General features: G+C 43.8%; 9 protein-coding genes. 7 read left to right on the top strand and 2 right to left on the bottom strand.

Annotation, left to right across the window (positions count from 1 at the left end; genetic code table 11):
* Positions 1 to 20: 20 nt before the first annotated feature.
* Complete coding sequence (gene ilvY, locus CXF88_RS13055) at positions 21 to 893, bottom strand: HTH-type transcriptional activator IlvY (protein ID WP_101087268.1); 873 nt, start codon at positions 891 to 893, stop codon at positions 21 to 23.
* Between the two features lie 208 nt (positions 894 to 1101).
* On the opposite strand from ilvY, the gene ilvC reads away from it, so the two are divergent.
* The 6 genes from ilvC (at position 1102) to CXF88_RS13020 (ending at position 10217) form a co-directional block, all read left to right on the top strand.
* Positions 1102 to 2583, top strand: a complete 1482-nt coding sequence (gene ilvC, locus CXF88_RS13050; protein WP_101087267.1) for a ketol-acid reductoisomerase — start codon at positions 1102 to 1104, stop codon at positions 2581 to 2583.
* Between the two features lie 567 nt (positions 2584 to 3150).
* A complete protein-coding gene (gene ilvG / locus CXF88_RS13040; RefSeq protein ID WP_101087265.1) occupies positions 3151 to 4836 on the top strand; it encodes an acetolactate synthase 2 catalytic subunit in 1686 nt (561 codons plus the stop codon).
* Positions 4833 to 5090 carry an acetolactate synthase 2 small subunit gene (gene ilvM, locus CXF88_RS13035; RefSeq protein ID WP_011635912.1) on the top strand — a complete coding sequence of 86 codons (258 nt, stop codon included), beginning with the start codon at positions 4833 to 4835 and terminating at the stop codon, positions 5088 to 5090. The genes ilvG and ilvM overlap by 4 nt, the downstream gene beginning before the upstream one ends.
* A gap of 117 nt (positions 5091 to 5207) precedes the next feature.
* Complete coding sequence (gene ilvD, locus CXF88_RS13030; RefSeq protein WP_101087264.1) at positions 5208 to 7067, top strand: dihydroxy-acid dehydratase; 1860 nt, start codon at positions 5208 to 5210, stop codon at positions 7065 to 7067.
* A 1-nt stretch (position 7068) separates the two neighbouring features.
* Positions 7069 to 8640: a threonine ammonia-lyase, biosynthetic gene (gene ilvA / locus CXF88_RS13025; protein WP_101087263.1), complete on the top strand. Its 1572-nt coding sequence runs from the start codon at positions 7069 to 7071 to the stop codon at positions 8638 to 8640.
* A gap of 434 nt (positions 8641 to 9074) precedes the next feature.
* The gene (locus tag CXF88_RS13020; protein ID WP_101087262.1) at positions 9075 to 10217 is read left to right on the top strand and encodes an alanine--glyoxylate aminotransferase family protein; all 1143 of its coding nucleotides are present in this window, start codon (positions 9075 to 9077) and stop codon (positions 10215 to 10217) included.
* Positions 10218 to 10338: 121 nt separating this feature from the next.
* On the opposite strand, the gene CXF88_RS13015 is transcribed toward CXF88_RS13020, so the two are convergent.
* On the bottom strand, positions 10339 to 10587 hold the full coding sequence (locus tag CXF88_RS13015; RefSeq protein ID WP_059746313.1) for an accessory factor UbiK family protein: 249 nt from the start codon (positions 10585 to 10587) through the stop codon (positions 10339 to 10341).
* A 143-nt stretch (positions 10588 to 10730) separates the two neighbouring features.
* Between CXF88_RS13015 and rep the strand changes: the two genes are divergently transcribed.
* Entirely contained in the window at positions 10731 to 12743 is a 2013-nt protein-coding gene (gene rep, locus CXF88_RS13010; RefSeq protein WP_101087261.1) for a DNA helicase Rep, read from the top strand.
* Positions 12744 to 12746 lie beyond the last annotated feature (3 nt).

Here is a 12746-nt window from a genome sequence, read left to right as displayed (position 1 = left end):
AAACAATCTACACGGCACCATTAAATGATGTCTAAGAACGCACTAATGATTGGATCATTGGTGCGTTTTTCTTTGCAGCAACAGCCTAATTCAAATGGCGGGATCGGGATTGGCGAAGCTAAGGTTTGGATGCGATCGCGTACCGGACTATTGTGGATCACCGCTTCTGGGCTAATACCAACACCACAGCCGAGCGCGACCATAGAGACAATCGCCTCCTGGCCAGAGACTTGGGCATAAATATTAGGTTTTATGCCCATTTGCTTAAACCATAAATCAATCCTTTTTCTGCCGGGACCATGGTCCGGTACGATATAGGGCAGTTTAGCCCAGTCAATTTTTGGCTGGTTTACCCATTGCTGAACTTGGCATTGTATTGTGGGCGCAATGACGGAAATCGGTACTTTATCAATCGGAGTAAAATGCAAGCTACTTGGAAACGCCTCCGGTAATGCAATAATCGCGATATCGGCGCGATTTTTTTGAATTTGGTTGACCGCATTGGCTGGATCTCCCGTGTTGAGATTGATATCGACATGGGGATGCTCACGTCTAAACCGATCTAACAGTGCCGGTAAATGGCTATAAGCTGCGGTAACTGAACAGTACAAATTAAGATTGCCATGTAAAAACTGTTGGCTTGGGTCAATTCGACTGCGCAGCTGGGTCCATTCCGATAATGTTTGCTCTGCAAAACGTTTAAATTCAACGCCTGCGTGGGTAATCGTGACGCTTCGATTGTCTCGGTCAAATAATTTACTGCCCAGTTCCTCTTCTAACCGCTGCAACGCACGGCTTAAGGTTGACGGACTAACATGCGATTGCTCCGCCGTTTTGGCAAAATGCAGGCTATCGCATAAGTGTAAATACATTTTAAGTGAACGGATATCCATCACAGCACCTTCAAGTACGCATTAAGTTGAGTGTAAGTTAAATATTAGGTTAAGCATTCCATGTTGCATTAATTGCAACGTCATGTCCCGAATATATCATTTTAAGCAATCATATGCATGCGCTATAGTGACTTCAATCACAACGCTTAAGGTCGCTGACTTATAAGATGTTGAGTCCCAAATTACTAAATTTTATAGGTGGTATCAGATGGCTAACTATTTTAACTCTCTGAATTTACGTCAACAATTAGCTCAATTAGCACAATGCCGCTTTATGGACCGTACTGAATTCAGTGACGGTTGCCAATATATTAAAGATTGGAACATCGTGATTTTAGGTTGCGGCGCACAAGGCCTTAACCAAGGTTTAAACATGCGTGACTCAGGCCTAAATATTTCTTTTGCCTTACGTCCGCAAGCCATTGCTGAAAAGCGTGCTTCATGGCAAAAAGCCACCGATAACGGCTTTAAAGTCGGCACCTTTGAAGAACTTATTCCTGCGGCTGATTTAGTGTTAAACCTTACACCAGACAAACAACACACTAACGTCGTTAATGCGGTTATGCCATTAATGAAGCAAGGTGCTACGTTATCTTATTCGCATGGTTTCAATATCGTTGAAGAAGGCATGCAAGTTCGTCCAGACATTACTGTGGTTATGGTTGCGCCAAAATGCCCTGCTACGGAAGTCCGTGAAGAATACAAGCGTGGATTTGGTGTGCCAACATTGATTGCAGTGCATCCAGAAAATGATCCGAATGGTGATGGCTTATCGATTGCTAAAGCTTATGCCAGTGCTACCGGTGGCGACCGCGCCGGTGTATTAATGTCATCGTTTGTGGCTGAAGTTAAGTCAGATTTGATGGGCGAGCAGACCATTTTGTGTGGCATGTTACAAACGGGTGCCATTTTAGGTTACGAGAAAATGGTCGCTGATGGTGTTGAACCTGGTTATGCCGGCAAGTTAATTCAGCAAGGTTGGGAGACTGTTACCGAAGCGCTTAAGCACGGCGGCATTACCAACATGATGGACCGCTTATCAAACCCAGCTAAAATCAAAGCATTTGATATGGCTGAAGAGTTGAAAGTTATCCTTAAGCCATTATTTGAAAAGCACATGGACGACATTATCAGCGGTGAGTTCTCTCGCACTATGATGGAAGATTGGGCTAATGATGACACTAACTTGTTGCGTTGGAGAGCTGAAACCAACGAAACCGCATTTGAAAATGCGCCAGTGTCATCTGAACATATCGATGAACAAACCTATTTCGACAAAGGTATTTTCTTAGTGGCAATGATCAAAGCGGGTGTTGAACTGGCATTTGATACCATGGTTGCAGCAGGCATTGTTGAAGAGTCGGCTTATTATGAATCGCTACATGAAACACCGTTGATTGCCAATACAATTGCACGTAAGCGTTTATATGAAATGAACGTGGTTATTTCGGATACGGCTGAATACGGTTGTTACTTATTCAACCATGCAGCGGTACCTATGTTACGTGATTATGTTAACGCTATGCCATCTGAGTATTTAGGTGCTGGACTTAAAGATCAAGCAACAGGTGTTGATAACCTTCGCTTAATCGACGTCAATGAACAAATTCGTAATACAGAGGTTGAGTATATCGGCGCTGAGTTACGTGGTTACATGACCGATATGAAAAGTATTGTTGAAGCGAGCTAACGTATAAGGTCACTGGTGAAGTACCTGTTCAGTGTTTTTTGCAACATGTTTATGTTGTCGTTGTCGGACAGGCATCAATCGAAACGTCCTAATGTCATTGATTAGGACGCTGAAAAAACAAATTGTTAGATTGAGTTCTAATTATTTATTCGTTGAACTCATGTGTTAAGTTTTTGTTGTTGTTTGCATTGTCTCGGCAGGGAAGCTGAATTTTTTTTATAATGGCAATTTTTTAGTTGTGCTGGATAAATCTTTTATGGTACTTGTTAGTTATACCGTAATGTTATTTGAACATAACCAAACGAATTAATACTAGAAACTTAGGATACAGTCTAAAACATGTTAAACCACACAGCCATTCTCATTCTCGAAATTATTACCGTAGTGATTATTAAGTCACAGCGGGGGTGGCGTTTTGGCAACTAGACTGACCTAAGAGTCACACAGATTGCAAAAACCCCCGCTCCGAAAGGACCGGGGGTTTTTTAGTTTTAGGCTTAAGTAAAACCAAAAAAACAATATTACACAGTAGAGCAGCAGAACCATTGACGAAGTAGAGAGCAACATATGGAAGCAGGACAGAAAATGCGCGGCGCGGATGCAGTAATCAAAGTACTAGCAGCACATGGTGTAACAACCGTATTTGGTTATCCTGGTGGGGCGATTATGCCAATCTATGATGCCCTTTATGGCGGTCCTGTAGAGCACTTGCTTAGCCGTCATGAACAAGGTGCCGCGTTTGCTGCCGTGGGATATGCTCGTGCTAGTGGTAAAACCGGGGTGTGCTTTGCAACATCTGGCCCAGGAGCCACTAATTTAATCACCTCACTTGCCGATGCTTTACTTGACTCGGTTCCGTTAGTTGCCATAACGGGCCAAGTGTCTACCAGTGTTATTGGTACCGATGCATTCCAAGAGATAGATGTATTAGGTATGTCGTTGTCATGCACCAAACACAGTTTTATGGTTACCGACATCAATGAGCTTATTCCTACCTTATATCGGGCTTTTGAAATTGCAGCAGAAGGACGTCCTGGTCCGGTTTTAGTTGATATTCCCAAAGACATTCAACTTGCTGCATTAGAATATAAAACCCCCCTTCAAAGTGTTACTGATGAATTACAGCCTCTGGTGGCTGACTTAGATGCCGCCGCAGAGTTAATTAAGCACGCTAAGAAGCCTATGTTGTATGTTGGTGGTGGTGTGGGTATGGCTGGCGCCGTTGCGCATTTACGTCAGTTCATCGACACCACAGGCATTCCATCAGTGGCAACGTTAAAAGGCTTGGGCAGTATTGCACATGGCACTAAAGGTTATTTAGGCATGTTGGGTATGCATGGTGGCAAAGGGGCAAACCTTGCTGTGCAAGAATGTGATTTATTAATGGTAGTAGGCGCACGTTTTGATGACCGCGTTACCGGCCGGCTTGCGAGTTTTGCCAGTAATGCCAAAGTATTGCATTTAGACATCGATGCCGCCGAAATCGGTAAGTTACGTCAAGCTGACGTGGCGATAGCTGCTGAACTTAGCATAGTGTTACCTGCACTAACGGCCGCCGTTGCTGGCAAACTCGATATTGCTCAATGGCAAGTTGATGTGGAGGAGTTATCCCGCAAGCACCAATGGAATTACCAACACCCGGGCGATTTAATTTATGCGCCAGCGATGTTACGCCGTTTAGCCAATAAACTTCCTGAAGACAGTGTCGTTGCTTGTGATGTTGGCCAGCATCAAATGTGGGTGGCGCAGCACATGTGGTTCCGCCGTCCTGAAGATCATTTATCCAGTGCAGGCTTAGGTACTATGGGTTTCGGCTTACCTGCCGCTATTGGCGCACAAGTTGCCCGACCTGATGCGACAGTGGTCACGGTCTCTGGTGATGGTTCGTTTATGATGAATGTTCAAGAATTGACCACCATTAAGCGTCGTAAATTGCCGGTAAAAATCTTACTGATTGATAATCAAAAACTGGGTATGGTTAAGCAATGGCAACAGTTATTTTTTGAAGAGCGTTACAGTGAAACAGATTTATCTGACAATCCTAACTTTGTCCTGATGGCATCGGCGTTTGATATTCCAGGTCGAACGATAACGCGAGCGGATCAAGTCGAACAAGGGTTAGATGATATGTTGAATAGTAGCGGTCCTTTTATGTTACATGTGTCGATTGATGATGCTTTTAATGTATGGCCTCTAGTGCCACCGGGTGCGAGTAATAGTGAAATGATGGATCAAATGGAGAAGCAAACATGATGCATGCATTAGAAATAACCGTTCAACAACGTCCCGAAGTACTGGAACGCGTGCTACGTGTTACTCGCCATCGTGGTTTTAAAGTCACCCAAATGCAGGTTCGCATTAATGAAGACGCCAGTATGGCGGTCGACTTATGGGTTGAGGCCGAACGTGCCATTGAATTGCTCAGCAACCAGTTAGATAAATTAATTGATGTCACGCACTGTAAAGTGCTATCGGCGGCACCATTAAACCAAGTCGCCAACGGCTAGAGTTTACGATTAAATCCAGCACGATTTAGTTAGAGATTATGTAGTTAGAGATTATTTTAGTCGTTATAAGGTGAATAAACCGATAGCGCGCACCACATTAAACAAAGGATATTAGCAATGCCAAAATTACGTTCAGCTACCAGTACCGAAGGCCGCAACATGGCAGGCGCCCGCGCACTATGGCGTGCCACTGGCGTGAAAGAAAATGATTTTGGTAAACCTATCATAGCGATTGCCAATTCGTTCACTCAGTTTGTCCCTGGACATGTGCATTTAAAGAATATGGGATCATTGGTTGCAGGTGCCATTGAAGAAGCAGGCGGCATTGCCAAAGAATTTAATACTATAGCCGTAGATGACGGTATTGCGATGGGCCATGGCGGCATGCTGTATAGCTTACCATCGCGCGAGTTAATTGCAGACAGTGTTGAATACATGGTCAATGCGCATTGTGCCGATGCATTAGTGTGTATTTCTAACTGCGATAAAATTACTCCAGGCATGTTAATGGCGGCGCTACGGTTAAATATTCCGGTGGTATTTGTATCCGGTGGGCCAATGGAAGCGGGTAAAACCAAGCTATCCGATCAAATTATTAAGCTTGATTTAGTTGATGCCATGATCGCTGGTGCAGACTCTAATGTCAGTGACGAAGACAGTAAGCAAATCGAACGCAGTGCTTGTCCTACTTGTGGCTCATGCTCGGGCATGTTTACTGCTAATTCAATGAACTGTTTAACCGAAGCCTTAGGATTGTCGTTACCGGGTAACGGTTCAATGCTCGCAACTCATGAAGACCGTCGTGAATTATTTTTAGAAGCAGGTCGCCGCGTGATGATGTTGGCAGAACGTTATTACAAGCATGACGATGAAACAGCATTACCACGTAATATTGCGTCATTTAAATCATTTGAAAATGCCATGGTACTTGATGTTGCCATGGGCGGTTCATCAAATACAGTGTTGCATTTAGTGGCTGCAGCGCAAGAGGCGGAAATTGACTTTACTATGGCGGATATTGATCGCATATCGCGCTTAGTGCCTCATCTATGTAAGGTTGCACCATCAACGCCTAAATATCATATGGAAGATGTTCACCGTGCTGGTGGGGTGATGGGTATTTTAGGCGAGTTAGATAGAGCAGGTTTAATCCATAACGATGTACCGCATGTGGCCGCAGACAATGGTGGTAATTTAAAATCAGTTTTAGCTAAATACGACATTAAACAGACTAACGACCCAGCAGTGATCCGCTTTTTTAGTGCCGGCCCTGCAGGTATTCCAACCACTAAAGCATTTAGCCAAAATTGTCGTTGGGACAGTGTTGATGACGACCGTGAAAATGGCTGTATTCGTTCGCGTGAGTTTGCCTTTAGTCAAGAAGGTGGCTTAGCCGTATTGTCAGGTAACGTTGCCGTTGATGGCTGTATTGTCAAAACGGCAGGGGTTGATGAGTCTAATTTAACTTTTGTTGGTAGTGCTCGCGTGTACGAAAGCCAAGATGATGCGGTAGCCGGTATTTTAGGCGGCGAAGTGGTTGAAGGTGATGTGGTTGTTATTCGCTACGAAGGCCCAAAAGGTGGCCCTGGTATGCAAGAAATGCTGTATCCAACAACCTATTTGAAATCGCGTGGGTTAGGCGCTAAATGTGCGTTAATTACCGATGGTCGTTTTTCGGGTGGTACTTCTGGTTTGTCTATTGGCCATGTGTCACCAGAAGCAGCATCAGGTGGCACTATTGCACTGATCGAAAACGGCGATCAAATTGCCATTGATATTCCTAAGCGTAGCATTCAATTAAATGTTAGTGAAGCAGAGCTGACTCAGCGTCGCACTGCCATGGATGCTAAAGGCCCGTTAGGTTGGAAGCCGATTTCTCGTGAGCGTTATGTGTCATTAGCCCTTAAAGCTTATGCATTATTGGCAACCAGTGCTGATAAAGGTGCTGTACGCGATCGCACTAAGCTGGAGGGGTAATATGTTGGCTTTGGCGTCTCAAACTCAATTAGATTTAGCGCATTATTATTTACAGAAAATTTTGCTGTCGTCTGTTTATGATGTGGCTAAAGTGACGCCATTGTCGAGCATGAATAAATTGTCTGCTCGCTTTGGTTGTCAGGTGTATTTAAAGCGTGAAGATATGCAACCTGTGCATTCATTTAAAATACGTGGTGCCTACAACCGTATAGCAGCGTTAACTCAAGATGAGTGTGATAGAGGTGTGGTGTGTGCATCGGCGGGCAATCACGCTCAAGGGGTAGCGATGTCTGCTGCCAGTCGCGGTATTGATGCCGTAATTGTAATGCCTAGTACCACGCCAGATATTAAGATTGATGCTGTGAAACGCTTAGGTGGCAATGTGGTGCTTCATGGGCAGGCGTTTGATCAAGCCAATGACTATGCAAAGAATCTGTCGGTAACAGAAGGGCGTGTTTATATCGCTCCTTTTGATGATGAAGCGGTTATTGCGGGGCAAGGCACTATTGCGCAAGAAATGGTCCAGCAGCAACGCGATATCGAAATCGTGTTTGTGCCCGTTGGCGGTGGTGGCTTAATTGCCGGTATTGCGGCTTATTATAAAGCGGTAATGCCACAAGTGAGGATCATTGGAGTCGAACCCGAAGATGCAGCATGTTTAAAGGCGGCATTAGAAGCCGATGAACCAGTGACACTGGCTCAAGTCGGTTTGTTTGCTGACGGCGTAGCGGTTAAACGCATTGGTACAGAGCCATTTCGCTTAGCGCGTGAATACGTTGATGAAGTGGTTACTGTTACTTCTGATGAAATTTGTGCGGCAGTAAAAGATATTTTTGAAGATACCCGCGCGATAGCTGAACCTGCAGGGGCCTTGTCGATTGCTGGGCTTAAAAAATACATGGCCCAACAAGGTGACTCCATTAATGCACCGAAAAAAGTCGCGGCAATATTGAGTGGCGCCAATGTGAATTTTCATAGTTTACGTTATGTGTCTGAACGCTGTGAATTAGCTGAGCAAAAAGAAGCGGTACTAGCGGTAAAAATCCCTGAAAAGCCTGGCAGCTTTTTACGTTTTTGCGAGTTACTCGATAAACGGGTGATGACCGAATTTAACTATCGCTTTAGTAGCCGTGACATTGCGGTGGTATTTGCCGGCATTCGTCTTACCGGTGGCCAAGTAGAGCTAAGCGAAATTATCGCTAAACTTGAGTCTGAAGGCTTTAAAGTTCAAGATTTATCCCAAGATGAAACCGCTAAATTACATGTGCGTTATATGGTTGGTGGTCACCCACTTGAGCCACTAGAAGAGCGCTTGTTTAGTTTTGAATTTCCTGAGCATCCAGGGGCATTGTTGAAGTTTTTAACCACTTTACAGAGTAAATGGAATATCAGTTTATTTCATTACCGTAACCATGGGGCAGCCTTTGGCAGGGTGTTAACTGGGTTTGAAGTTCCGGCTAAAGACGACGTGGCATTTGCACAGTTTTTAACGGAGTTAGGTTTCGTTTATCAAGAAGAAACCCACAGCCCGGCATATCAGTTATTTTTAAATAGCGCTAAAGCAAAATCGTAAGCCATTGTTAACTAAACTGATCTCGGAATAAGAGACGAAGATATGATAATAAAGATCATAAACTTAGACGTTTATCACTATCAAACTTGTCATTTGTTTTACTAACAAGGCGAATAGACGCGTCAATAGCGGGTCTATTGCAAATTAATTCAACACCGTTAGCAAGGCAAAGGGCTGTTTGAGAGGAGTTTGTTATCCCTAGTTCAGGTTAACGACCATTCTGAGGTGATTTAGTGCTTCAATGTGGTATTGTCAGTTTGCCTAAAACGAAAAAATATTCGTAGGTTTGTAGAAACGATTACCAACGACCACTAATAAATTGATGTTAATGTATTTTGCAGCAACTGATTGGTATAGTTTGCTTTATATGTAGGGTAAATTTTTCCAGATTCATACTGAATTATGAATTTCGACCTCATTTTAAGGAGACATTGATGTTACCCGTACCAACAATTCCAGCTTTTATGCCACCGCGCCGAATCTTAATGGGTCCAGGCCCATCTGATGTGTATCCCGAAGTGCTTGCGGCACAATCAAGGCCGACTATTGGCCACCTTGACCCATTATTTGTTGGCATGATGGATGAGCTAAAAAGCTTAATTCAATATGCTTTTCAAACTAAAAACGAAATGACCTTAGCGGTATCGGCGCCAGGCAGTGCTGGTATGGAAACCTGTTTTGTCAATTTAGTTGAACCAGGTGAAAAGGTCATCGTGTGTCGTAATGGGGTGTTTGGTGAGCGCATGCGCCAAAACGTTGAGCGTGTTGGCGGTGTTGCGGTAGTCGTCGACAATGAATGGGGCGAACCTGTATGCCCAGATAAAGTTGAAGCTGCACTTGTCGCGCATCCTGATGCCAAATTTTTAGCCTTTGTACATGCAGAAACTTCAACGGGTGCGCTGTCGGATGCCAAAACATTGTGCACCTTGGCGCAATTACATGACTGTATCAGTATTGTTGATGCGGTGACCTCATTGGGTGGCGTTGAATTGCTGGTGGATGAGTGGGGCATTGATGCCATTTATTCAGGCAGCCAAAAGTGCTTATCTTGTGTGCCCGGTTTATCTCCGGTGTCATTTTCGCCTAAAGCCGTTGCTAAACTAAAAGCTCGTACCACCCAGGTGCAGAGTTGGTTTTTAGATCAAACCTTAGTGATGGGTTATTGGGGCAACGGCGCTGGTGCTAAGCGCAGCTATCATCATACTGCACCCGTTAATGCATTATATTCCCTCCATGAGTCTTTACGTTTGTTAGCCAATGAAGGGCTCGAAAATGCCTGGGCAAGACACCGTAAAATGCATCAGTTATTACGCGATGGGTTAACCAAGCTTGGATTGAAATTTGTGGTTGAAGAAGCGTCTCGTTTACCGCAACTTAATACCGTTTATATTCCAGATGGTGTTGATGATGCTGCAGTGCGTAAGCATTTATTGGAAGAATATAATTTAGAAATTGGTGCAGGCTTAGGTGCTTTAGCGGGTAAAGCATGGCGCATCGGCTTAATGGGCTATGGTGCCCGTCGCGAAAACGTCGCTCTTTGCTTATATGCATTAGCAGAGTCTCTTAACCAGAACTGAGGTTAACAAGCTTCGTGGGTGTAAAAAAATGACGCTAAATAGCGTCATTTTTTATGTCTGTAAATGAGTTAAAACGATTACAGAGTCCGTAATATCAATCGTTATTCCGAATTTAGGTTAGTTACTCGGCAAACTTTTTTTCTAACTCATTCACTTGTGCTTGTAATGCTTCAAGCTTCTCGCGAGTTTTAAGCAACACATGTTGCTGAACCTCAAACTCTTCGCGCGATACCACGTCCAGTTTCATCAATTGGTTTTGTAATATCTGCTTGCTGCGTTCTTCAAACTCACCGGCAAATTGCTTAACACCGCTGGGTAAGTTATCGCTAAGTTGTTTCGCGAGCTCTTCTATTTTCTTTGGATTAATCATTATGATTCCCTACTGAGACATTGATTTAATTGTAACCGAGGTAAGCGCTTTTCCAAACACTAAGTGTGATTTTTCGTTAACCGTCATCAGTTGATTCTGCTATGATCCGCCTTCGTTTAAAGCTAAGCAAGGTGTAATGATTAATGAAACTCAATCCAGGGCAAAATGAAGCCGTACATTATGTATCGGGTCCATGCTTAGTGCTCGCTGGCGCGGGGAGTGGTAAAACACGTGTAATCATTAATAAAATTGCTTACTTAGTTGAAAAGTGTGGCTATAAAGCCCGTAATATTGCCGCAGTAACCTTTACCAACAAAGCCGCCCGTGAAATGAAAGAACGTGTTGCTCAGTCGATGGGGCGCAAAGAAGCGCGCGGATTATGGATTTCTACTTTTCACACATTAGGGCTCGAAATCATTAAGCGCGAGCATAAAGTGCTTGGGCTTAAAGCGGGTTTTTCATTGTTTGATGACCAAGACACTTTCGCGTTATTAAAAGAACTGACCGAAGATGAGTTAGATGATGATAAAGACCTGATCAAATCTTTGGCATCAGCGATATCGAATTGGAAAGGGGGATTAGTGATCCCTCAGCAAGCAAAAAGTATGGCAAAAGATGAGCAAAGCCAATTATTTGCCATGTTATATGCCAGGTATGCTCAGCATATGAAATCTTATAATGCGCTCGATTTTGATGACCTAATCTTAATTCCAACCTTATTATTGCGGATGAATGAAGAAGTCCGCACCCGTTGGCAGACTAAAATTCAATATTTGCTGGTGGATGAGTATCAAGATACCAATACCAGCCAATATGAGTTAGTTAAATTACTGGTGGGCGAGCGAGCACGTTTTACGGTGGTAGGTGATGATGATCAGTCTATTTATTCTTGGCGTGGTGCAAAGCCACAGAACCTGGTGTTATTAGGGACTGACTTCCCAAAACTTAAACTCATAAAGTTAGAGCAAAACTATCGTTCAAGCCAACGTATTCTTCGGGCAGCCAATATTTTGATTGCTAACAACCCTCATGTGTACGACAAAGCGTTATTCAGTGAGTTAGCTTACGGTGAGCCCTTAAGAGTATTAATTGCCGCTAACGAAGAGCAGGAAGCTGAACGAGTGGTTGCCGAGATCATTCGGCATAAGTTTGTTGGGCGGACTAAGTTCGGTGATTACGCCATTTTATACCGAGGTAATCATCAGTCTCGTTTACTCGAACGATCGCTTATGACCAACCGTATTCCTTATAAGCTTAGTGGTGGTACTTCATTTTTTTCTCGTGCAGAAATTAAAGATATCATGGGATATTTACGTTTAGTGGTGAACCCTGACGATGACAATGCTTTTTTACGGGTGGTTAACTTACCTAAGCGTGGTATCGGCCCTGCGTCGCTGGAGCGTTTAGGTAATTTTGCCAATCAAAAGCATATATCATTATTTGAAGCTATTTTTGATGTTGAACTCAACCATCACTTAGCACCAGCTGCGGTTAACTCCTTGTATCAATTTGGTAAATTTATTGTTGATACTGGTGAAGTTGCCTCGCGGGGTGAGCCTGTTGAAGCGATTAAACAGCTTATACGTAAAATAAATTACGAAGATTACTTATACGAAACGAGTACCAGCGCTAAAGCGGCTGAAATGAGGATGAAGAATATTTCGGAATTATACCGCTGGGTTACCGAAATGCTCGAAGGTGATGAGTTAGATGAACCGATGACGCTACCAGAAGTGGTTACTCGATTAACCCTGCGCGACATGATGGAACGCAACAGCGAGGATGAAGGTGGCGATCAAGTTCAGTTAATGACGTTACATGCATCTAAAGGACTGGAATATCCTTTTGTATTTATGGTGGGCGTTGAAGAGCGCATTTTGCCGCATCAGTCGAGTATTGACGAAGATAATGTCGATGAAGAACGCCGTCTGGCGTATGTGGGTATTACCCGTGCACAACGTGAATTGTGGTTTGTAATATGCCGTGAACGTCGCCAATTCGGTGAAACAATGCGATGTGAGCCGAGCCGTTTTTTACTTGAGTTACCGCAAGATGACTTAGTTTGGGAAAACCGTAAGCCTGTTCAAACAGAAGAGCAGCGTGTCGAAACCAGCAAAAGTCACATCGCCAACATACGCGATATGTTTAAAAAATAGTGC

Source organism: Shewanella sp. ALD9, from assembly GCF_002836315.1.
Classification (GTDB): Bacteria; Pseudomonadota; Gammaproteobacteria; order Enterobacterales; family Shewanellaceae; genus Shewanella.
The sequence above is the reverse complement of the archived record's forward strand: the minus strand, read 5'-3'. Positions and strand labels throughout refer to the sequence as shown.